The organism is Chitinophaga rhizophila (genome assembly GCF_019492185.1).
Taxonomy (GTDB): domain Bacteria; phylum Bacteroidota; class Bacteroidia; order Chitinophagales; family Chitinophagaceae; genus Chitinophaga; species Chitinophaga rhizophila.
In genome coordinates, this window is sequence record NZ_JAICCF010000007.1 from 1 (window position 1) to 24,385 (window position 24,385).

The 24,385-nt window shown below is 46.8% G+C and carries 17 protein-coding genes; 2 read left to right on the forward strand and 15 right to left on the reverse strand.

Translation table 11 applies throughout. The annotated features are described in order from the left end of the window. Positions 1 to 121: 121 nt before the first annotated feature. From K1Y79_RS28155 to K1Y79_RS28180, 7 genes are all read right to left on the reverse strand, one after another. Positions 122 to 1,969: a RagB/SusD family nutrient uptake outer membrane protein gene (locus K1Y79_RS28155; protein ID WP_220253568.1), complete on the reverse strand. Its 1,848-nt coding sequence runs from the start codon at positions 1,967 to 1,969 to the stop codon at positions 122 to 124. Between the two features lie 12 nt (positions 1,970 to 1,981). Beyond that, positions 1,982 to 5,242 (reverse strand): SusC/RagA family TonB-linked outer membrane protein, encoded by a 3,261-nt coding sequence (locus K1Y79_RS28160; RefSeq protein WP_220253569.1) that lies wholly within the window; start codon positions 5,240 to 5,242, stop codon positions 1,982 to 1,984. A 943-nt stretch (positions 5,243 to 6,185) separates the two neighbouring features. Further along, positions 6,186 to 6,608 (reverse strand): carbohydrate-binding protein, encoded by a 423-nt coding sequence (locus K1Y79_RS28165; protein ID WP_236059919.1) that lies wholly within the window; start codon positions 6,606 to 6,608, stop codon positions 6,186 to 6,188. 278 nt (positions 6,609 to 6,886) lie between these two features. Beyond that, positions 6,887 to 10,798, reverse strand: coding sequence for a CheR family methyltransferase (locus tag K1Y79_RS28170; RefSeq protein WP_220253571.1), 3,912 nt, complete (start codon positions 10,796 to 10,798; stop codon positions 6,887 to 6,889). Between the two features lie 82 nt (positions 10,799 to 10,880). Beyond that, the gene (locus K1Y79_RS28175) at positions 10,881 to 11,477 is read right to left on the reverse strand and encodes a chemotaxis protein CheB (protein WP_220253572.1); all 597 of its coding nucleotides are present in this window, start codon (positions 11,475 to 11,477) and stop codon (positions 10,881 to 10,883) included. A gap of 12 nt (positions 11,478 to 11,489) precedes the next feature. Then, entirely contained in the window at positions 11,490 to 11,618 is a 129-nt protein-coding gene (locus tag K1Y79_RS29380; RefSeq protein WP_262903207.1) for a hypothetical protein, read from the reverse strand. A 21-nt stretch (positions 11,619 to 11,639) separates the two neighbouring features. Further along, the gene (locus K1Y79_RS28180; RefSeq protein ID WP_220253573.1) at positions 11,640 to 12,242 is read right to left on the reverse strand and encodes a phospholipid scramblase-related protein; all 603 of its coding nucleotides are present in this window, start codon (positions 12,240 to 12,242) and stop codon (positions 11,640 to 11,642) included. Positions 12,243 to 12,391: 149 nt separating this feature from the next. Here K1Y79_RS28180 and K1Y79_RS28185 point away from each other — a divergent pair, with 149 nt between their 5' ends. Then, complete coding sequence (locus K1Y79_RS28185; protein WP_220253574.1) at positions 12,392 to 12,523, forward strand: alanyl-tRNA synthetase; 132 nt, start codon at positions 12,392 to 12,394, stop codon at positions 12,521 to 12,523. A 9-nt stretch (positions 12,524 to 12,532) separates the two neighbouring features. Here the strand turns inward: K1Y79_RS28185 and K1Y79_RS28190 are convergent, their stop codons facing one another. From K1Y79_RS28190 to K1Y79_RS28200, 3 genes are all read right to left on the reverse strand, one after another. Further along, positions 12,533 to 14,257, reverse strand: a complete 1,725-nt coding sequence (locus K1Y79_RS28190; protein WP_220253575.1) for a CocE/NonD family hydrolase — start codon at positions 14,255 to 14,257, stop codon at positions 12,533 to 12,535. 442 nt (positions 14,258 to 14,699) lie between these two features. Next, positions 14,700 to 15,593, reverse strand: a complete 894-nt coding sequence (locus tag K1Y79_RS28195) for an alpha/beta fold hydrolase (RefSeq protein WP_220253576.1) — start codon at positions 15,591 to 15,593, stop codon at positions 14,700 to 14,702. Positions 15,594 to 16,057: 464 nt separating this feature from the next. Further along, entirely contained in the window at positions 16,058 to 17,257 is a 1,200-nt protein-coding gene (locus tag K1Y79_RS28200; protein WP_220253577.1) for a GTP-binding protein, read from the reverse strand. Between the two features lie 224 nt (positions 17,258 to 17,481). On the opposite strand from K1Y79_RS28200, the gene K1Y79_RS28205 reads away from it, so the two are divergent. Further along, on the forward strand, positions 17,482 to 18,939 hold the full coding sequence (locus K1Y79_RS28205; protein WP_220253578.1) for a S8/S53 family peptidase: 1,458 nt from the start codon (positions 17,482 to 17,484) through the stop codon (positions 18,937 to 18,939). Here K1Y79_RS28205 and K1Y79_RS28210 read toward each other — a convergent pair whose 3' ends face one another. From K1Y79_RS28210 to K1Y79_RS28230, 5 genes are all read right to left on the reverse strand, one after another. Then, the gene (locus K1Y79_RS28210; protein ID WP_220253579.1) at positions 18,940 to 19,647 is read right to left on the reverse strand and encodes a LytR/AlgR family response regulator transcription factor; all 708 of its coding nucleotides are present in this window, start codon (positions 19,645 to 19,647) and stop codon (positions 18,940 to 18,942) included. Beyond that, on the reverse strand, positions 19,619 to 20,707 hold the full coding sequence (locus tag K1Y79_RS28215) for a sensor histidine kinase (protein WP_220253580.1): 1,089 nt from the start codon (positions 20,705 to 20,707) through the stop codon (positions 19,619 to 19,621). Before K1Y79_RS28215 ends, K1Y79_RS28210 begins: the two co-directional genes overlap by 29 nt. Positions 20,708 to 20,724: 17 nt before the next feature. Beyond that, on the reverse strand, positions 20,725 to 21,942 hold the full coding sequence (locus tag K1Y79_RS28220) for an acyltransferase family protein (protein ID WP_220253581.1): 1,218 nt from the start codon (positions 21,940 to 21,942) through the stop codon (positions 20,725 to 20,727). Between the two features lie 87 nt (positions 21,943 to 22,029). Then, complete coding sequence (locus K1Y79_RS28225) at positions 22,030 to 23,445, reverse strand: tetratricopeptide repeat protein (protein ID WP_220253582.1); 1,416 nt, start codon at positions 23,443 to 23,445, stop codon at positions 22,030 to 22,032. 11 nt (positions 23,446 to 23,456) lie between these two features. Further along, on the reverse strand, positions 23,457 to 24,383 hold the full coding sequence (locus K1Y79_RS28230; protein WP_220253583.1) for a PorP/SprF family type IX secretion system membrane protein: 927 nt from the start codon (positions 24,381 to 24,383) through the stop codon (positions 23,457 to 23,459). Positions 24,384 to 24,385: the final 2 nt, after the last annotated feature.

Consider the following 24,385-nt stretch of genomic DNA (forward strand, 5'->3'; position numbering starts at 1 on the left):
CTGAAAGTGGTTTGCGGGCTGCTCCTGAAAGCCGCCAGCGATGGGCCGCCCATCATCATTTATCAAGCATTGGTTAAGCTATCAAAGAATTATTTTGATAGCTGATCACCATGCAGGACACTCAGTAGCCCGGATTCTGAACCAGCTTATTATTCCTATTCATTTCATCACGGTGCAGCGGCATGAAGTACATCTTATCCAGCCAGATCCTGTTTTCATTTACCAGGGTTACGGGTGTATAAGTGTAGGTATAATTATTTTCATCATGCTGATACAGCGTAACTCTCACATTCGGTTTAAGCTGACCTACTACATTGATACCACGCAGGGCGCGGCCAACAGTAGTAGGAGCAATCATCCACCGGCGGACGTCATAGAAGCGCTGCTCTTCAAATACCATTTCTATCTCCTTTTCACGCTGGAACCGGGCTTTGAGTGCTGCACCGGCAGCTGTGATGGCAGGCATGCCCGCACGCGTACGGATCATATTGAGGTACTGGCGTGCTTCGTCTTCCTGGCCAAGTTCCATACATGCTTCTGCATAGTTGAACAGTACCTCTGTATACCGGAAGAAAGGGTAAGGTACTTCCTGACGGAAATACTGAGCATCTACGTTCGGATCAACGAACTTCTTCATATAGTAGCCGGTAAAACTGCCATTCCAGTTCTCAATAGGCCCCTGACGGGTATCAAGTCCGGGGCTGTTAATTACGCGCTGCTGATCAGGCTCCCATACCTGGTATACGCCTGTTTGCGCCTGATTAGCCGGATCTTTCGCCGCTACATCCGTAGGGCGTTGACGCCAGTTAGCACCGTCATACAGAATGCTGGCATAAAACCGCGGATCACGGTTACGGTAAGGATTGGCCTTGTGACTGGCATCTCCCCAATTGAAAGGCGTACCATCGCTCATCTCATAGTCGTCTATGAGCAACTGCGTAGGCGTATTGCCTGACCAGTTATGGTATCCGTTCAAGCCGTTATATAAGCCAATCTGTCCACCGGCTTCTGACTTTTCGTTCTCAAAGTAGCGGGAGAAGATGCTTTCAGTATTATCACCGAGGAACATCTGCTGGTAGTTATTGCTGGCCTCTTCAGGGCTGGCAGGCGTAGGATAGGCCAATGAGTAACGTCCAAGATCCATTACTGCTTTAGCGGCCGCTTTTGCCCGTTGCCAACGTTCTGTGCGGCTGCCACTGGTATAACCTAATACATCAGGTTTAGGGGCTGCTGCAATGACAGTTGACTTAGCACTGGCAGTAGGAATATCATGCAGATCACTGGCTGCATATACAAGTATGCGCGACTTCAGTGATAACGCAGCGCCTTCTGTAGCGCGTCCTTTGATGATACTGGCATCTTTTGCACGCAGATAAAAAGCGGCAGAGTCACAGTCCTTTACAATATGCTCCACACAATCTGCAAAAGATGCTCGCTCGATGGTGTAGTCCTTATCATCCAGTGAATATACGATATCGACCAGTGGAACCCCACCATAAGCACGTACCAGCTGATGATAAAAATAAGCACGCAGGAAAAACACTTCACCTCTTAACCGTTCGCCTGTAGCGGTCTTTTCAAAAGGCACCTTGTTTATGTTCTGAAAGAACACGTTGCAGGCGCGGATACGCTTATACATCTCTCCCCACTGGAAGGTGCTACGGGTATTTACATATTCCGCATCTGTGGGGCTGATAGTAGCCTCTCCCATATTCTTCATACCATAGTTATGCGTGAACATGCTCTCATCTGTGGCCGATGACAGCATTGTCTCCAAAAAACCACCACTGCTCAACCCGTTGTAGATCTCATTAACAAAAGCTTCTGTCAGGGCCTGGTCCTGCCACACGTCATCCTTTGTTGCTTCGCCCAATGGCTTTGTATTCAGGAAATCAGTATTACAGGCTCCCAGGGTGAACAGGCCGGCAATACCAACGCTGATATATATTCTCTTCAATAACTGCTTCATGATGCTGATGATTTAAAAGGTTAAATTGAAACCGGCATTCAATACCCTTGATTGCGGGTAATACTGACCGTTTCCGTTCACAGACTCAGGGTCCAGGATCTTGAGGTTATCAATGGTGAACAGGTTCAGGCCATTCATATAAATCCTCAGATTGGTAATGCCTGCTTTCTTCTTCAGGAAGTCCGGAATGCTATAACCTATTTCCAGGTTTTTCAAACGTACATAGTTAGTACTGCGGATCCAGTAAGTGTTACCGGTAGCCCAATAGGTGTCATTACGGTCATTTACGCGTGGATCTACACTGCTTGGGTTATCAGGACTCCAGCGATTATCATAGTAGTCTTTAGTAAAGTTGCCGATCTCGCCGGATTCAGTATTGATATGCAGTGCTCCACCGGTAGCGCCTTGTACCAGTATGGCACAGTCAAAGTTGCCGTACTGCAGATTGACATTCAGGCCTCCGGTGAAGGTTGGCTGCGTACTCTTGCCATAGCGCACTTTATCATCCCCATCTATCTTACCATTACCATCTATGTCTTTGAACTTCATATCGCCCGGACGCAGGTTGTTGGTCAGTGCAGAGTAGTCCATTGTATTCTTATCAATCTCAGCATAGTCTTTAAATACCCCGTCGTACTCATAATAGAGGTTCGTGTTCATCTGCTTGCCGGTAGAACGTTGCCAAGCAGGAGCGCCTGGCGCTTCGTCCCAGAATACTATCTTATTCTTTGAATAACCACCATTTACACTCACGTCATAGCGGAACTTAGTACCGATAGTATTATTATAGCCAATCCGAAATTCAAAGCCTTTGTTTTCCACCTTCCCGATGTTCTCGGCTGGTAATGTCATACCTGTAGTCTGCGGAACAGAAGCATTTCTCCTTACAAGAATACCGGAACGCTTATTCATGAACGCGTCGAGCTCGAAGTAAATCTTACCATTCAGCAGCGCTCCATCCAGACCGACGTTATAGTTATTGGCCACTTCCCAGGTGATGTAGGGGTTAGGAATACGCGCTTCAAATAATGACTTAAGCACGTTGCCACCCAGGATATAACTGCTGAATCCATAGGTAGAATAATACTGGTATTCCTGCAATGTAAGCGTGCCATCATTATTATCATCGAAGTATACCTGGTCATTACCCAGCTGACCCCAGGAAGCGCGGAGTTTCAGGTAGTTCATGAACTTCACATTATCCTTCCAGAAGTTCTCTTCAGAAATACGCCAGCCTAACATCAGACCAGGGAAGAAGCCGAAGCGGGAAGACGACGGGAACATATAAGAACCGTCATTGCGCCATACAAATTCTGCCAGGTATTTCTCCTTGTAGTTATAAGCCACACGGCCGAAGTAGTTCAAACGTGCACGGTCCCAGGCTGAACCGCCATTATCCTTTTCCGCATCGCCGCCGGCAAACATCTGGTCAATGAGCGGAGAGATAAAATACCTGCGGAAGGCGTTGAAATTATCCGAGTTGACGGTCTCTCTTTCTATACCGAATACAACATTCAGCGTATGATTTTTATTGAAGGTACGGTCGTAAGTCAGCAAACCTCGCAGCAGCATATTGCTCTGGTCTTCGTCTCCCTGGTTGAGGGTAGCCTGGTCTGTACCGCGCTTACTTCTTACAAGCACCGGCGTGGTTCCATCAGCCTCATACGACTTCTTGTCCCATGTATAAAGGTACCATGGGGTCATCCATCTTTTGGTACGTTTGATAAATTTGTCGAATGCGACGTTACCACTTACTTTAAGTCCTTCGACACCGGGAATGAGCACATCGAGACGGGCGTTAGTCTGAACGTAATAGCGCTTATCCTTATCATACCCTGTCTGGTCTGTAGTAATTACCACAGGGTTGTTACCATACTCGATATCCGGACCTGGTAGTCCGTTTGGCCAGAAGGCCGGTTCGGTAGGTTTACCGCGCATCAGCATCCGGAAGATGTCTCCGGCGCTACGGGTAGGGTAGTTACGTTCTTCCTGCCTGCCTAACATGTCTACGCTGACATTTACATACTTGTTGATCTTGCCGTCGAGATTGACACGGAGGCTGTATTGGTCATACCCGGTTGCTGACTTCTTATAGTATGCATCCTGGGACTGATATCCGAATGAGGTAAGGTAGCGCATGTTTTCACTGCCACCTGATACCTGCACACTATGGTTGGACTGAGGGGCCCACTTTTTAAAAGTAGCATCATACCAATTGGTATTAGGATATAACCAGGGGTCGGTGCTGTTACGGAATTTGTCTATTTCGGAAGGGCCGAAAGCAACATCCCACTTCTTATTGGTGTTCGGAGAAGTATAGGCTTCTCCCCTTTTATAGGCGGCCCAGGCGTCTCCCCACTCTCTGCCTGGTACGTCCCGGTAAAGGCTTAATTCGTCCCTTACCTGGGCATATTCGGCTGCATTAGACATCTCAGGCACGTGGGTTGGCTGAGACCATCCCTGATTAAAGGAATACCCCAGTTGCGGCTTACCGCTTTTACCCCGCTTAGTAGTTACAAGAATAACCCCGTTCGCGGCACGAGCCCCATAAATGGCAGCAGAAGCATCCTTCAGTACTGAGATACTCTCAATATCCTGGGGGTTCAGGCGCTCAAGTCCACCGGTACGACCGGCAACGCCATCTATCACCACCAGCGGGTCATTATTACCCAATGTGTTGGAACCGCGGATACGCAGGGAAGAACCATCAGCACCAGGCTCGCCACTGTTCTGCATAGCAGTGACGCCAGGCATACGTCCGGCGATGGAATTAGACAGGTTAGTAGCCGGCGACTTTACAAGGTCGGCACCTTTTACGGTGGCAATTGACCCTGACACGGCCTCTCTTTTCTGTGCACCATAACCCACAACCACCACTTCACTTAGACCTTTGGTGTCTGCATCCAGGGTGATGGTCATGGGACCGTTCCCTGATACCTGCAGTGTCTGTGGGAGGAAACCGATTGCAGATATGGAAATCTGGGCATTACCCGGTACGCTCAAAGTGAATGTACCATCGGGCAAAGTGGTAGTACCCTTTGAGGTACCTACTATTTTTACGGTAGCGCCGATAACAGGCTCATTATTTTTATCAACGATCTTTCCCTTGAGTGTAATATCCTGTTGAACAGAGAATAAGGTGTGATAACCATCCGCCACCGCAACAAGCGGATACAGGGCAGGTAAAAAAAGCAGCAGGGTAAATTTCATGCGTAATAGAGCCGACTGCCAGGCATAGCTATGCCTGACCTTCAACAGGTCTACATTTTTCATACGTTTGATTTGTGTGGTTAATAAAGGCTGATTACAAATCGCTGGATTTTGGTTGCAAAAAGAGATGTGACAACATCCACTTTTCAGACGCTAATACTGGTTCTCATCATTAAACGTGGTTTATACTAGTTAAAGAATATAAGGTAGCGGGTCAATAGCACAATACAACTACATAGGTTTGTTACATAGTGTGCAGCATGTTTTCATAACGATTAATACTCCTCATCGTGTCGATCTCACACCTAAAATAGAAAAAATAATCAACTTTTATATTTCTTTTAACAGACTGCGGTCATAGTTTAGTGAAAACATATACACACATCAATCATATTGGCCGCAGGAACAGGTCTATTGCCCACTGACTGCTACCGTCAAACTGGAGCGCAGACTGGAACGCCGTACATTAGTTCCTCTCATAAACAAGAACAATAGAAAAAGGGCTGATCATACTTTCCTTCAGACAGATCATTACTGCCGACGCGCAGATTGCTTCTGAAAAAGACGTATTTAATGAAAGCTCTCAAGAGTTTCTGATGCAGGTGCGGGCATATAATAAAGACCAACCGTGTACAACATTCGCTCAGGTACTTGCAGTTAATCTGAAAGCAGCATCAGTTCACTGTAAGGTGGGTTTTTCTATCGGACTGTATGTGCAATTGCCGGAACATCAGATACTCGGGCTGACAGACAACCAGTACCCTCCCCTCTCGTCTGAACGTCATCGGTCTGCGTTAATCAGCCCGGATGTGACGCAGCAAGCAGTAAACAAGATAATTATTACTTATACTACAGGCATGCTTACACTTTAGGGTATTATAGCGGAAAACCCTTTATTGGCTAATGGCGATCAGCTGAGCAATAGACATTAGTCATCCATACCTGCGTTCCTTGTAAGGATGCAGTCGCAATTATCTATAGCAGATTATACAACAGGAAGTTCGGGTCAATAGTCCTGGACAAACGTAATAGAAGTGATACTAAATGGGTTACCTTTAGCTACCAGGTAGAGGTCATGTATACCATATGAATATTTGGGATTACCTACCAGCTTCAGCGCATAAGTCGTATCACCGGTGAACGGTATTTTGAGCGTACCTATGCGTCTGCTTTTCTTCCCTTTCGGATGATCGATCCGGAACTCCAGCCGGCCGTTCTTCTTCTCCTTGTTCTGGCAGAATACAACCACTTTAAACCCGATTTCTCCCATACCCAGGTTAACCTGGCCAAAGCCAAGATAAGTGCCGGATTTCATCTTAAATTCCGTTTCAAAATTGCCCTTTCTCTGTGGTGCGGCCGGTGCGGTAGCTCCTGTCGGAGCTGGCCCTGTAGACGGCGCTGGCCCTGCCGTTTGCCCACGGACAATCATTTGCACGAGTAAGAAAAATAGACATAGGATAGGCCTCATAGTTATTCAATCAGTCTGGTTATCTTTCTGAAAACCTGACCAGCGTCTAAAATACTAATTAGGTCGAAAAATTACACAAATTTATATTAAAAATTCAAATAATAATATAAACTGATAACCAACAGATTAACACTGGCTTGATCGCCTATTAGCAGAAATGACAAATGGCTCCGTTAAGAGCCATTTGTCAGTCATATTAATACGCTCATACGGCGTTTTTATTGTAAGGAGTATCCAAATTATTGTTGTGACTCAGGAATAAGAATATGGAAAGATGCTCCCTGGTGTTCTACTCCAAAAGCCTGAATATCACCATTATGAATATCCATGATCTTCCGGCATAGAGCCAATCCGATACCTGTACCTTCAAACTTTTCCTTCTGGTTCAGCCGCTGGAATATTACAAACAGCTTATCTGCATATGCCTGATTAAACCCAATGCCATTATCTGACACTGTAATACGGAAATAAGATGGCCCTTTAGGCAGCAACGGCAGATCTGTCATTTCGGAATCAGATATTCTGTTGGCTGTGATAGTGATACGACATTCCCCTTCAGAACGCGAAAATTTGAGTGCGTTGCCCAGCAGGTTATAGAATAACTGGTTCATTTGCAATGGCACAGCATCAATAACAGGTAGCTCATTGGCCTCAATAAACGCATTTTTATCTTTGATCAGCAGCTCAAAATCCTCGATCACATTCGACACAATCTGGTTTAGATCCACCGGCAGGAAGGCATTTTCTCCCAGTTCCAGGCGGGAATATGCGATAAGGTCTCTGATCAGGTCAGACATGCGAATAGCAGACTGTTTGACCTTTCTGAGGTAGAGCGTGGTATCTATCTTACTCGGAGAACCTGGTTTAACACTTTCCAGCATATCTGCGAACAGGCGGATCTTCCTGAGCGGCTCCTGCAGATCATGGGAAGTGATAAAAACAAACTGTTCCAGCTCGTGATTCCGTTTGGACAGGTTAGCATTTGCATCTTCGAGTGCGATAGTTCTTTCCCTTACCTTTCTCTCTAGTGCATCTTCTACCATTTTCTGGTCATCTATGTCTGTACATGCACCTATAAAGCCAACAAATTCATCCTGGGAGTTAAATCTTGGGATGCCTGAGCAAGCCAGCCAATGGTAGGTAGCGTCGTGCCGTTTTAACCTGAACTCTGCGTAAAAGTTCTTCCTGTCGCGGGAGGAACGGCTGAAGTTGATCTTCCATTTATCGATATCCTCCGGATGCATGATATCATACCAGCCATTGTCTTTATTCTGCTCCAGGGTACGGCCTGTGTACTTCTGCCATGCCTTGTTGAAGAACGAGAAGGAACCGTTCGTTTCGGCTATCCAGATCATTGCAGGAGCTGTATCGGCAATCATCCGGAAGTAGGCCTCACTTTGCTGGAGGTGCAGCTGTGCCTGTTTCCTTTCGGTAATATCAGCGGTCACTCCTATCATCTTCTTCACGCTTCCATCTTCCTCATATACGCCCTGACCGGTTGCCGCAATCCAGTGAATAGAATTGTCGGGCCAGCGTACACGATACTCCTCCACGTACAGCGAGCGGTTATTCAATGCATACTTCAACGCTTCATCCACCCTTTTCACATCTTCGGGAAGGATGAGGCTATAGAGCTTCTCTTTGGAAAGGCCCGACTGAGAAGAGAGTCCCAGGTTGTTTCTGAACTGGTCATTACCTGTAAGCACTCCAGACGCGATGTCCAGTTCCCAGGAACCCAGTCTACCTGTCTGCAGGGCGAAGTGTAAGCGATTGTTCACATCCTGGAGGTGCTTTTCAAACAGCTTATTCTCGGTAATATCTGTCACTACTCCCAACACCCTTACTGCATGTCCATGGTCATCAAAGAAGACCTGTGCTTTACAGGAGATCCAGGTGACATTGTCATCCATCAGGTTGATGCGAAACTCCAGGTTGATCTGCCCATTCTCTTTGCCGGCAAGTGCTGCATAGATACGCGTCTGTACGTTGGGGACATCTGCCGGATGTATGACTTTGATGAAGTTGTCAAATTCCAGGGGTGTGGTCGTCGTGATTCCAAAGAGTTCCCGGCTTTTATCTGACAACAGCAGTTCTTTCGACATCGGGTTGAAGTCCCAGGTGCCGGTTCGGGTACCATCCAGCGCCAGGCGCAGGCGTTCTTCATTTGTGCGTACTACCTCCTGTTTACGGGCGATACGCTCTCTTGCCTCCCTCACTTCTGTAATATCCTCTATAGCGATCAGGATCAGTTCCTCTTTGAGATCCTGAGAGGTAATCAGCTGTCCGTTCATCATAATAGTACGGGGACCATTACCGGCAGACTTGTAGGTCAGTTCGTAGTTAGCGAACGGCGTTCTGGAAGTCAGGAGGTTTTCCAGCAATGACCGTAGGTCAGAGGTATTCCACTGTTTACTGCCAAGTTCGTACAGCAGCTTACCTTCTGTCTCTTTCCGCTCCATCTTAAAGGCGCGGTAGAAAGATGCATTGGCGCTGACTACCCGGATATTTGTATCGAGGATGAGTAATGATTCATGAACAGTATTGACAATAGACTCCGCATACAGGCGGGCATTGTTCAGCTGGTTGTTACGCTCCAGCAGGTCATTATTACGGGTACTGAGTTCGTCATTGATCACCTGAAGCTCTTCCTGTGACACCTCCAGTTCCTCATTGAGGCTTTTCAGTTCTTCATTGGCAGACTGCAGCTCTTCGTTGGTAGCTTCATACGCTTCGGCAACGGCGCGCAGTTCTTCCTTATAGCGTTGTACTTCTCTTTCCAGCTGGAATATCCGCAGGTTCTTTTCGTCGGGGGTCTCGGCCACATCCAATCTTCTGATGGAGGCATCCGTACCTGTCGCGTCAATCTGCTGGTTATTGAAAATCACGAGGTAATAATTCTCGTGCAGGTTACTAATGGGTACAATTTCAAGGGAGACATTATGAACGCCTCCGCTATTGGTGATGGTCAGACCATCTTTCCGGACGTTACGTCGGGTGGACTGAGCCTGACTAAGGGCGCTTCTCAGACTATGTACCAGATCTCTGTGGGCGAGTTTAAGAATATTCAGGCTGGCTTTACCGGGGCTATGTTCAAAAAACTGCATGGTGACACCTCTAAATTCGATGATGTCCAGTTTTTCGTTCAATAATACAGCAGATGGTGCATACATGGAAAGTATAATACTGTCAGCTGCTTTTTGAGCATCCACATTTTCATCCCTCTCCTGGTCAAAGCTTGGAGTCATATGCTTAATTTTTTTATTAGTCGGGAACGCATTTCTCAGCGTCCATTTATCTACATTCTTTTTAAGATAGATCTTCGTCTTCTTTGAAGGCATTTCAAAGAGATCCGGGGACCTGTTGGTCTCTGACTTCCCTAACCACAGGAACCCCCTGTCTTTCAACGCATAATTGAAGATGCTCAGCATCTTCTTCTGCAGCACCGGCTGCATGTAAATGAGTACGTTCCGGCAACTGATCAGATCCAGCTTTGCAAAAGGCGGATCTGTCAGCATATTATGGCAGGCGAATACGCAGGCATCTCTGATAATACCAGCTATTTCGTACCCCTGCTCTACTTCTATGAAAAAGCGTTCCAGCCGTTCCGGAGAGACGGTCTCTACATGCGAAGCGCTATAAACGGCCTTCCGGGCAGTAGCAATCACTGCCTCCGAAAGGTCGGTGGCGAAGATCTTAACATTGCTGGCAAAGTGTTCATCTCCCATGAGCTCATAGAGGCACATTGCGATGGAGTATGCTTCTTCCCCCGTCGCGCAACCTGCCACCCAGATACGTACCTGTTCCTCATTTTCGCGGGACTGTTTTACAACCTGCGGCAAGATAAAACGGAGCAGGTATTCAAAGCTGCTCTCATCCCTGAAGAAGGAAGATACATGGATCAGCAGGTCGGCATACACTATATTCTGCTCGTTCTCATTGTCTTTTATAAACGTGAGATAATCTTCAAACCGCTGAATATTAACAAGCGACATCCTTCTCTGTAACCTTCTTGTAATCGTGGAAACCTTGTATTGCAGAAAATCCACACCGGAAAATTCCGAAAGAATCGCTAATATGCTTTTTAACGCTGCATTGGGTATAGAACCAGATCGCCTCCTGTTCAACTCCCCTTCAGAATGTGTATCTGGCATACAAACAGCTTTAGTTCGTGTCTGGTTTTTTATTCAATTCCTATTAGGACTGCTAAAGATAATATATAAAAATTAAATCAACTCAGGTCGTACTGTTGTATGCACCCAGGTAGTTTAACAGGAAACGGGCAATATCCGGCGGAGGCAATATAGCATCCGGATCGTCTTTATGAATAGCCAATTTAGGCAGTATGTTAAACTCCGTTGTCTTCGGATCCTGAACAATCACCAGCCCATCATAGTCCTCTATCGCCTTAATTCCCTCTATCCCATCGTTCCCCATTCCTGAAAGAATGATACCAACCGCATGTTGCCGGTAAGCATCCGCCAACGATGTAAAGAAAATATCAATGGACTTGTTGATGATCTCAGAAGCGTAGCGTTTTCTGACTTTCAGCTTGTATCCCTCTACATACATCATCGTATTTTCCACCAGCACATATATATTATCCGGCTTCATCACGGTATCCCGCTCCACACGATGCACGGGCATTTCCGTATATCTTTTTAAAATTGAGCTGAACTTACTCGGATGCTCCCGGCTCAGGTGAGGTATTACTACATATGCTGCGCCTGACTTTTCCACGACTTGTTGAAAAAATTCACATACTGATTCCAATCCTCCTGCGGAGCATCCCACGCCAATACAAAATGCTGGCTGTTGTCGTACAATTTCCATGCGTTATGAATTTTAAGCGTCGATTACCTGGTTACAGGAAGCAACCTCGTCAAATATCAGGCCATGGGAGGAGAACAGCGTTTCGCCCACTAACCACACGCCGGCACAAAAAAGAAGGGATGGCACATGTGCATGTACCATCCCTTACACTGTTAGCGAATGTTATTTAGATTCTTTCAATACCATATCGATCGTGATAGCACCTGCCACGATTGCCATTTTATTGACATCTTCCGGACACTCTTCTGCAATGGTAACGCGGTACTTATCAGCAGTCGTGAACACTTCTTTGAACGCGCCTGCCCATTTCTTGGTAATAGCACCCAGCTCCCGTTCATGCTTATCTACAATTTTGAAGTTCCAGGCTTTCCAATCGCCTTTGATCTCTGCAAGTACTTCATTATTAGCATCGAGAATATGAAACAATGGTTTCATAAACTTAAACTTCTGCTTGATGCTACCTACCAGTACACCATTCATATCACGGATTTCAATCTTCGACATCCAGAAAGTCCATCCACGATGGATAGATGCAACTACCTGTTCATTGATATCAACAATATTCAGGGTAAATGGAAAAATTCTCTTATCAAGAATAACGCGGAGGAACTTATGCAGCAAAGGCACTTCCTGGCGGATGTTGCCAATTTGCTGGCCGTCCTGATTAAATACTTTGTATGCATTCGCAAATTTCAGCAGCCCAACCTTTTCATCTATAAAATAATCATCGCAATGAAAGAAGTCAGGTAATTTCGTTTGTCCCATTAGGTTTATCAAGTTGTGGTTATAGAATGGCGCAAATATATACAAAAAAGAGTGAATATCAGCTGATTTATAGCTGCATTTGTCAAGGATTTTTGTACAATAGAGACATTCACTAAATTGCAGCAATCAGCACAGACTATTAGCAGATTATGGAAAATCAATCGTCTTCCTCCAAAGAGAACTTCATCAAATGGATCAAGCGCTTCGGCTTCTGGGGATTTATCTTTTTCCTCATCAAAGGACTTGTGTGGCTGGCCCTCGCCTATTACGTTGTAAAATAACCCTTATTGCTACATAACGGGGATGTTAATACGGGATTCCGGATAGAAATGCAGTTCATGCATCAGGGCATCCAGCAATGTCTGCTGACTAACATCCTTTGCTGCACCGTAGTTTTTCTGCCAGGCTATGTTAGACGCCGGACTGATAGTCATGACGATACGGCTGCCCTTTCTGATCTGTTTACATATCCAGGCAGACTCCTTCAATGACACCTCATAGATCTCATTTTCTTTCCAGTATACCGGTTTTGTGCGGTCAATACTAAGTGACAGACGCTGGGCAGTATGTGCCAGCGGCCAGCGCTTACCTTCACTATCCACCTCCCACCAGCTTAGCATAATATCGGCATCAGGCGTTCCTGAAGACATGCGAAGATCCGCAGTAATACTACCATTCAGTATAAAATCACGCTCAAATGTAGGGGTACTGAGGGTTAGCAGGTGTTTCTTTCTGAAAACAGCGTCCGTAATCACAGAACTGCTGCCATCATAAATAACCAGCGTGTCATCCACTGTATCGGCGGCATCGTAGGATAATGTCAGGGGCTTCTTTCCTCCTCTTTTCTTCGTAGTCATTCGCTCTTCCGGTCTGCCTGGCAGATAATAGCTCATGGTATCACGATTCATTTTCTCAAGCGATGGGAAATAATGCCACTTGTTCTCGCCCATTGCGAAAACTGCAATACGGTCCTGCAAAAACGCAGGTTTAGGTCCTCCCTTCAATGTATAATTGAACCAATCCAACACCAGCTGCTTCTGATCGACCATAGCAACTGTATCAATCTGATATGGGGGTATCAGGTTACGCCGCCGCCCTCCCTGTCCGCCGGCATGATCAAACGGACCTATAAACAGGTAATGTTCCTTTACACCTGCAGCGGGGCCATATTGCTGATGGCTGTTATAGTAATACATTGCTCCGCGCTGATCGTCATCGAAAAACCCGGTGGTAGTCAGGATTGGTATATTGATACGGGCATACTCTTCTTTCGATGGCGTCATTTGCTGCCAGTACTGGTCATAACCCGGGTGTTGTATCCAACGCTGGAAAATAGTATCCATACCACTGCCTTCCAGGGAATCCAGCATACCGAAAGGCATCCCGCGCAGTACATAATCGCTGTTGAGCTGCTTCCACTTCTGTTCATTAAAGAAAGTGGCATCGTCGAGATAGTGATTATTGCGGACGTATTTCAGCCACTGCAACATATAGGTCAGGAAGATGCCGCCGGGATTCGGATAATCTATACCTGCACCGACTGCTACCTGGGGAACAATGGTCTTCAAGGCAGGATGGACATTCTTTACCGTTGCCCACTGTGCAAAGCCCAGGTAAGAGCCTCCATACATACCAATTTTACCATTGCACCAGGACTGTTTACTGATCCAGTCTATAGCTTCATAGTTATCAGCCGCGTCGTTCTCCATCGGATGGAAGCTACCTCCCGAGCGGGACTTGCCACGGTTATAGACAAATACACCTGCATAACCACTATCGGCAACATATTGGGCACGTATCGTATCTGATTTGGAAGGATAACAGTTAGCACGCAGTACAACAGGTAAGGGTAGCTTAGCCCCCTCCTTGTACAACAGCATACAGCTAAGCACTGTGCCGTCTTTCATGGGTATTTCCAGGGTACTATCGATCACATACCGGTTCTGCTGTGCAAACAGGTGGCTGAAGGGCAGCAGCAGCAGACAGATAGTGAATAATCCTGTTAGTTTTCGCATGGTTTTCAGTTGGGTTAAGGTTCACCAATATAATAAAAAATCAGAGAAGCTTCCAGCTCCGCCGGGACTATTCATGGTAATTTATTTCACTATGTTTGGGATTCTCCAGGTCATCGCTTGTTAAATGCTTGGAGGTCGCTTGGCCGTCGCTTGGCCGTCGCTTGGACTACCTGAGTCTACATCTTATCTGAAGTCTGTTCACCGCTTGAATTACTCATTGTAGTTTACTTTCCTATATCTATGATTCATCCGGTTGCTGCTTGTTGAATGCGTGCCCTTCGCCTGGCGTATTTTGGTTTGTCGATATCCGTGATTTAAGTGATCTTCTCATTACAGCTTCAACACCTCTCCACCCTTAACCGTCCTCAACCAGCAGGCAAACAAAAAGCCTCCGGTTGTTTCCGGAGGCTTTTACTATATACAGATTACAGCATTCGCATAGCTACTTATTTACGTTTGCGAGGAATGCGTTCATCACACGCATCAATTCTTCCGGCTGTTCTTCCGGTATATAATGTCCGCAATCGGGGATGCTCACTGCGGTGACATTGTCAACACACATTTTGTTCATCGCCTTACCCATATTCATGCCTTGCGCCTTTTCCCCACCGATAGCTAAAATAGGCAAGTCAAGGTGTTTGGTGCGGGCATTATTCTGGACAACATTTTCCTGAAAAGATTTGTAATAGGCAAAGCCGCCGGCCAGCCGTTTCTTACCTGTGTAAGCTTTGTAGTAATGATCGATATCTTCTGCAGTAAATGCGTCTTTCACGGCAGATTTATTCGTGAAGTACCAGGTGATATATTCTTTTTCCTTCCCTTCGATCAGCATTTCCGGCAATTCTGAGATGGAATGAAAGTAGAATTGCCAGATCTTACCTGCATTAGCGGGCGCAAATACTTCATCAGGTATCAGGCCTGGTATACCTGCATCCATCACGATGAGAGACAGCAGACTATCTTCAAACTGAATAGCCAGTGCTGCAGCTACCCATGCACCGATATCATGTCCTGCAAGGTGAAACTTTTTCAGTTGAAGCTGATCGCACACGTCTTTAATCAGCGCAGCGATGGATTGTGTATCTGTTTTGTCTGCGAAATTGTCATTGCCCATACCAGGTAGATCAATGGCAATGACGCGGTGCTTTTCAGCGAGCGCGGGAAACACCTTTCTCCATATGTAAGATGTCTGGGGCCAGCCATGTAATAATACAATCGGGCTTTCTGAGTTAGTACCGTCTTCATAATAGGTAACCTGTACGTTGCCTGCAATGATGCTTTTAGGCGGGGGTAGCAAAGAGATAGTAGCGTTAGTCATAACATAATAATATTGCATAAAAATATAGTTTTAGCATCACTTTACTAAGTGTTCAGCAGGTCGTCGCAAATACTTTCTATCAATAGACACATCATCACTACTTTTGTTCTTAGCTCTCAGCATGCACACAGCAAGACACTTAAATTTTTACTTTCATGATATCCTTTGCAATAGTTTGCGTTGGCGGAAAAATGCAGGAGAAACTCCGTGCAATTCGACTGGCAGGATTTGACGGTGTAGCGATTATTGCAGCAAGCAGGTTTCGGCACAGTGCAGGCCACCTTTAAGCACCCTGCATTCTCTATTCTGGAGGCGGTGGTTGCCTAGTAAAATGTAATGATTACCGGAAGGAGTCTCCTGTTTTACCACAGCGCAGGAGGTGCTTTGCTGTGAGGCTATACTATTATTGCGTACTGTTTGGTATTCATAACGCGGGCCGGCCAAAAGGCCAGCCCGTTCCTTCATCATCTCTGTCAGGTTGCTTAAAGGGGAAACTCGTCTGTAAACCGTCCGCCTTTTTCCATGATTGCTATTTCGGCATCGTCACACAGACAATCTTCGAGCTCGTTGATAATGGTATCTTTTTCCAGTTCTTTCCCGATAATCACCAGTTCATTCAGCCGATCACCAAAGCGCTTATCCCAGCGTTGTTCAATGGTTTCCTGGTTATCGAGGAAGGACAGGTAGCGTATTCTTTCTTTATAGGGCATACTGTCCCACCATACACCTGCACGTTCAGCGCGCAGGCTGCCACCGGCCTGGCTCCAGTTCAGGGCTTCATCTTTTCTGGATGCGAGCCAGAAGAGGCCTTTACTTCTGATGATGTTGGCATGCCAGTGTTGGTTGAGATAGTTCCAGAAACGCGCAGGATGAAACGGGCGGCGGCTGCGGTATACAAAGCTGCTGATACCGTATTCTTCTGTCTCCGGCACATGGTAAGGTTTATTCAGTTCTTCGATCCATCCGGCCTGCTGGCTGGTTTCGTCAAAATTGAATAAACCCGTATTCAGTATCTGTTGCAGATCGATCTTGCCGAAAGCGGTGGTAACGATACGTGCACCTGCGTTCATCTTTCTGATAACAGCCTGCAATGTGCCCAGTTCTTCTTCACTGACCAGGTCAGTTTTATTGAGGATAATTACGTTGGCAAATTCGATCTGGTCAGTCAGCAGATTAACGACGGTTCTGTTATCACCTTCCATATCGGTGATCTGCCGGTCCTGCAAGGTCTGAATACTACTGAAATCGCGGATGAAGTTAAAGGCATCGACGACGGTGACCAGCGTATCAAGTCGGGATAATTTACTAAGATCGGTGCCGGTATTTTCATCCTGGTAGGTGAAGGTTTGTGCAACCGGTAGCGGTTCACTGATGCCGGAACTCTCAATTAGCAGATAATCAAATCGTCTCTCTGCGGCGAGGCGTTCTACTTCAATGAGCAGATCTTCCCGTAATGTACAACAGATACAACCGTTGCTCATCTCTACCAGTTTCTCTTCCGTGCGGTGCAGCGTCTGTTCATTTTTGACCAGTTGTGCATCTACATTCACCTCACTCATATCATTTACAATCACAGCGACACGCATTCCCTGCTTATTGTGCAGGACGTGATTGAGCAAAGTAGTCTTACCGGCACCGAGAAAGCCACTCAGCACCGTAACAGGTAGTCTGTTCGTTGTCATATTTGTACTAGTTAGATTAGGGTATGTGCCGGCAGGTAAGCACCGGCAGCATCATAACAGCGGCTGGTAAACCGCTCTTTATATTTGCATCACTGTTGCAAATGTAGAGTTTTTATTGATAAAACCAAATCAGAAAATGAATTTGCTATCCTCGGTAAAAATTCGTAAATTCTAGTGTCAACTTTATCTGAAAGCAGGATTGTTAACTATTAAAAAACGAACTTATGAAAGCCGCTTATTTAGCTATTGTGGGAATGGTGTTCGTACTACTCATTTCCTGCGTAAAAACTGATTCCAGCTATGTTATACCACCGACGCAGCAAGCGCCGGATACGCTCATTTCCAAATCGGTGATTAATGCATTTGTGCAACAGCAACTGGCGGCGCACGGTTATTTTGATTGGAAGATGGCAAGTGATACAATGGTATGGAGCGCCCTGCTGCATGGAGATAATATACTGTCTGTAGGTTATGAAGCGGGCAGCAGCGCCGGTGAAATACTACAGCTGATACCACAGAAGGCTGCGACAGCCAGTGTAATGCGGACAGCCACCGGCGATAAGCTACGTTTTCTACAGTTACGTGTGAGCGACTATGCTACAGTTAAAGCCTTACGTGCGTCAGACAGGGTCCGGTATGCGGAACCGGTGGGTTATGGCGCTTATATGAGAGAAGCGACGGACAAGGATGCTACTGCTGCTTCAGACATCCTCGCATCCGGATGCGGGTATAATAATGCGAAGTCGGACCTGGTAGCAGGTACAGATTATACCCTTATCTCGCCCGGAGCGAAGCTATCCTGGAACTATGGATTTCACCGGATAGAACAAGCCTGGCAGCGATCTACCGGACAGCGTGTCAAGGTGATGATTATTGATACCGGTGTGAGTCCGCAGCAGGAGAATCTGGGCACTACTTTTAACCAGGGTTTGTCTACCGGCAGGACTATACAAAAGCTGGGCACCTTTAACGGTAGTCCGGATGACCTTTGCGGGCATGGCACCAGTATGGCAGGGGTATTGGCAGGGCCAAGAGGAACGGACGGTAATACTGTCGGCATAGCGTACAATTGCGATCTGACCATCGTCCATGCAGCAGAGAATGTAGTATTGCTATCTACCGCAGCGATTAATGGTGTAACCGGTGCTTATGTCCAGGGTGCAGACGATCCTGCAATAAAGATCATCAGCATGAGTATGGGAACGATTTTCAGTTCCGGCCAGGTCAAGGATGCACTGGCATATGCTTATGGGAAACAGAAACTGATGTTTTGCGCTGCGGGTACGTCCACTTCTTTCTTCGCGGGATTTGTAGGTGTGATCTTCCCCGCTAATCAGCCACAGGTTGTCGCAGTTACCGGCATAAAAGACAACCTGAGAGACAGGTGCGACAATTGTCATACCGGCAGCAAGGTTGATTTTGCCTTTGTTATGCAGAAGACTGCCACTGGCAGAAATCCGCTTACTATACCGATGACAGGAGACGCGCCTTCCACAGTAGGCGGGTCGTCTGTTGCAACAGCCAGTTGTGCCGCTATAGCAGCGCTGGTATGGAGCAAATATCCGGCATATCCGCGGGATAGTATCCTTGCCAGGATGGTAAGAGCTTCGGGCAACGCCAGTAACAGGAGCAGTAAATTCGGATGGGGCCTGGTCAATGCGGAGGCAGCAGTAGGATATTGATTATCTTTTGAGTATCCTGTTCTGCAGGATTTTCTGCATAATCTCTTCCTTCTGATAGCGGGAAACAGGTACCTGATATCCACCCAGGATCAGCATATTCCCCTCGATGGCATCGATACGGTCTATAGCCACAATATAGGATTTATGTGGTTGCAGGAACTGATCTGCCGGCAGGTGTTCCTGTAGCATCTTAAGAGTGAGGTGCGTCATCAGCTTCTTCTGCCGGGTGTGGACCGTTACGTAATTCTCCATTCCTTCAACGAACAGGATATCGGAGATGACGACCTTTTCCAGTTTGCTGTCTACTTTAATAAAGAAGTATTCCGGACGGGGTTTGGCCTGCTTCTGCAGGGTGAAATAATCATATGCTTTATTAGCGGCTTTAAGAAAGCGTTCAAAAGATATTGGCTTTAGGAGATAGTCGAGCACTTCCAGTTCATATCCCTGCATCGCATACTTCTCATAAGCTGTGGTGAAAATGACCTTCGGCGGAGTAGTCAGCGTTTTTAGCAGTTCTATCCCTGAAAGGTAAGGCATTTCAATATCGAGGAACAGCAAATCCACCTGCTCCTTCCTAAGGAAGGCATTTAATTCGACAGCGCTCTCGCAAACACCTGCGACTTCCAGGAAATCGATCTGGCCGATATATCCCTGCAAGCCTTTTCGTGCATAGGGCTCATCATCTGTGATGACGCATCTGATCTTCATCTGCTGTTGTTGTGACGTTTGGGTAAGTAACCAGTTCCGGCTGGATAGTTATTGCGGCATTAAAAGTACGGTCTGTTCTGTTGATATCAAAGGTATGTTTTCCCGGATATAAGAGTTGAAGTCTGCGACGTAGATTCTCCAAACCAATTCCACCGGCCCGCGCCGGCATGCTGATAGCAGGAATGGCATTCTCTACCCGGAAGCGGATTATATCGCCATCCAATGATGCTGTGATCCTGATCCAGTACTCCCCTCCTACGTATTTAAACGCATTTTCCACCAGTGGAAAGAGCAGCAAGGGGTAGACTTCCTGGTCGTACAGGGCATGATCAAACGCTACGTGGAGCACCAGTTTATCTGACGCCCTGACCTTCTGCAGATTGATGAAACTGTGCAGGTATTGAATCTCGTGCCGGATAGCCACCGTCTGCTGCTGATCATACAATTGGTAACGCAGTAATTCTGAGAATTGCTCAACACTTTTCTTTGCGGCGCGTACATCCTCGTCCATCTGAAAGTAAATAGTATTTAACGCGTTAAAGATAAAGTGTGGATGCAGTTGTGATTTAAGGAACTTCAGTTCTGCCTGTAACTGGTCATTCATCACTTCCTGCAATTTCATTTTATTATTGACATACGCCTGCAGGTACTTGTTGCTGCGGCTGATGCCATAGTAGATCAGAGAATACAGCAATGGTATAATGTTAATATCAGCGGCATCATACCATTGCAGGCCGTCATCTGTCAGCGCGGCCCAGGGCGTATAGGTTACGTTCTGAAAGAGGATGGTTACCAGGGCAATGATACCGGCTTCCTTCCATACCCGCTTACTGTGCATCGGATCATTGCCCCAGCGCTTGTCGAAGTAAACGTACAGGCGGTGATGAATACCTAACAACAGATAGCCGGATAGCGCCGAAAGGGAGAGCTCGGCAATATTCATCAGCAGGGGTCTTTCCCAGAACTTCATACCTGTGACGGTATCGAGCAGCAGCCGGATACTCAGGTAGTTGATCAGGCCATACAGGCCGGGAAATATATATCTGCGGAAATTGTTCATGCGCATGATTTAATGTATCAGGACACCGGCAATGACATCTGTTCCTGCCGGATAACTGATTGTTTGCTCTTAGCAGGTGGTGTACCGGCAGATTTCATTCCAAAAAGAAAACGGCAGACGTTATACGGACGGATCAGTAAGTGATAAATGCTCATAGATACGACAAAGGCAGTCATCAGGATGAACACGTACTTGGTGGCGATGGTGTCTGTTGTTTTCACAACATAGAAAGCCAGTATCACGATAACAGTCTGGTGCAAGATATAAAAAGGATAAACAGCCTGATTGAGATAATGCAGTGATGCATGCGGCTTATTAAGGTATTTTTTACCGTAACCGATGGCCGTTAGCACCCATGCCCATCCGCAGAGCGCCTTTAATGCAATAAAGCCATAGGTACGGGGATCTGATTGCCAGTTGGCGAGTACATCCCAGGGATGGATATCATTCCAGCGAACGTAATTAACAGATAGAATAGACAGAAAGGCTATGAGAAAAGCAAAACGGCGGTTCCGTTCCAGGCTATCCATCAGTGCCGGTTGAGCAATACAGACAAATCCTGGTATCAGGAAACAGAGCCAATAGAAAAAACAGCACCCGTCATGGATCAGGTCATTGGTTTCCGGGAAATGCACAGCCAGTGCACCGTAGAGCAGTATACCGGGTAAGGTCAGCAGGAAAACGCGTTTCCCTTGTGCAAGCCATAACAAACTATTACGGAAGGAAGCAGCTTTAGGGGAGATGATCCAGACGAAAAGGGGCGCACAGAGAATGTCGTATATCAGCAGATAGGCAACAAACCAGAGATGATGCCAGCTCAGATTACCCTGCGGATATGGGCCGGTACTGAACATGCCTGAGTAGAACTGCCAGAAATTACCGGTGAAACCCTGGTTAACACGTTCAAGATAGACCTGCGGGGGTACAATGATCAGTATAGCCAGAATAAGGGGTGTCAGCAACCTCCTCACACGAAGGCCGATAAAGCTGCCTCCTGATCTGTTCAGCAGCATATAGTAGCTGACAGTGCCTGAGATGAAGAATAAGAGCGGCATACGGAACAGGTGCATAAAAGAGACCAGTTCCAGGAAAATATTGCTGGTATCTTTATTCCGGATATGCCAGTCCAGCTCTGCGCCGAAGGGCATAGCGGAATGAAAGACCAGTACGCCGAAGATGGCCAGGATCCGTAGCCAGTCGAGATATGTCTGACGAGAGGAAGGCGATGTTTGCATAGCAGGGTATTTTCTGCTAAAGTATAGTTGCTTCCGGGGGCGCTAAACAATCTTTGACATATGGCACAGATCTATGGATAAAAAGCATTATTGCCGTCCGATAGCCGGGGAAATCCGTTGAAATATATAGATATCATCGTTTCCTCTTCTGTCAGAACTGAAATAGCCTTTGTTGCCGGTGGCTTCTATCAGAACGCCGAAGTCATTACGATTACTGTTGAATGGAGCACCTTCGTTACGCGGAGCAGTAACAGGCCGGTAGGCAGTATCGAGCGCTACGCTGAAGATATCCAGTCCGCCGAGTCCCGGCCATTTGTCCGAAGAGAAATACAGCCGTCCGGCAGGATCTATATATGGGAACATTTCATTACCGCTGGTATTGACCTGCGGGCCGGCATTCATAGGCGTGCTCCAGGAATCACCCATTTTACGGCAGTAGTAGATATCCTTCCCCCCTGCCCCACCTGGCATATCGGAGGTAAAGAACAGGACTTGTCCGTCGGGGTGTAAAGCCGGCTGACCGACATTATAATCTTTGTTATTGTATGGAAAGTCCTGTTGTTTTATCCAGTCGCCCTGCCGCAATGTGTATGTCTGGAGTTTCAGTCTGCTGACATTTTCCTTTCCTTTGGACGGCTCATTATAGGTAACTATAATGGTATCCCATGTGCGGTTGAATGTAACGGGGCCTTCGTGATAACGTTTATTAAGTTTTGTATTGAATGGAGTAATCATTTCCCGGGAGAGCTGATTAGGTACCGCAACGAAGGTAGCCTGCGGATTGACGGACACTTTTTTACTATCCCAGCTGCTTTCGGTGCGGCTGTCTACATTCCGGAGGTCTTTGGAGGCGTAGCTCAGCACCTGTTCCAGTTCTTTTGTACGAAGGCTGGCATCTTTTACCCTGGCGGTGTCGATAATACGGTAGAGGCTCAGGAAGTCGCCGCCTGTCCAGGCGTTTGTTTCGCGGAATAACTTATTACGTGGTCTGTCTGACACAAATACCAGTCCTGCACCATAGGTAACCGGGCAGAAATCAGCATAGCCGCTGTTGATATTCAGCAAAGCAGTATACCAGTTCAGGGTATCAGCATATAGGGCAGCGAGGCCACTTTCATACAACCGGATGGTACTTTCGAGCTGCGGATCAGGTTTTACGGACTGCACCCACCTGAATTGTTCGGCAGCTTCGTTGTACCTGTTATCCATAGCTAGTAGCTGGGCATACCGGTAACGATGAGCGGTATCCGCCGTATTGATCGTCATGAGCCGGTTGTACCAGTGCAGCGCTTTACGGTATTGCTGTGTTTTATCGTAGCTATCTGCGAGATTAGCCACCGCCGTTGCTGTCAGAGAGTCCCGCTTTACGGCCTCCTCGTAATATGAGATGGCTTCCGCGTAGTGCATCGCAGCATATGCGCGTTCTGCGCTTTTCAACTGCGCAGATACACCGGAAGATAAGACGCTAAGAAACAACACTGTCAGCAAACGCATATATCTCATTCTGATGATTTTTAGAAGTAGCGCGGAGAAAGTACTTTACCTTTTTCCCAGCCAAATTCGTAACGTAACATTATCTCGTGAGTACCCTGATTGAACTTGACCAGTTTAGAGATAGTGTGGTCATAGGCATACCCGAGCCGGAGCTGGTCATTAATCTGGACTTCTGCCAGTCCGCAGATGGCATCGCCCGTGCGGTAGGACGCACCTACAGAGATCACATCCCGGATCCACAGGTTGGCATTGATGTCCCATTGTACCGGGGCTCCTCTTACAGCCTTTACAAGCGTTGAAGGTTTAAGTTTAAGATCTTCATTCAGATCAAACACATATCCGGCGATGAAGAAGAAGTGCATATACTTCTTAGCGACGACGTCTGCGCGGTAGTATACAGCGTCCTTGCGCAGATAACTTTTCACGAGATTCGGAATGGAGAAGCCCGCATAAAACCTGTCGGAGCTATAATAGATCCCTGCGCCGAAACACGGCAACAGCACATTGATATTCTGGGCAAAAGCCTGGTCGTCATCATCGATAAGATCTACTTTGGTCAGATCAGCCCTGAAGTTGCTGATTCCACCTTGTAAGCCGATGGCCAGCGAGCCTTCATTCTCAAACCGGATGCGGTAAGCGTAGGTAGCATAGAAGCCGTTGGTACGCATAATGCCTATCCTGTCATTAAACGCCTGGATACCCAGCCCTACTTTGTTATCGCGGGTAGCCATATCGAAGGCGAAAGTATATGTCTCAGGAGCGCCGTCGATACCTACCCACTGACGGCGGTAGAGTGCAGTAGCACTTAATACACCCCGGCTTCCCGCATAGGCCGGGTTCACCCCCATCATATTGAACATGTATTGGGAGTACATCGCATCCTGTTGGGCACTGACATCAGCAGCGCCCAGGATGAGAATAGTTATTACAGCAATGATCTTCTTCATAT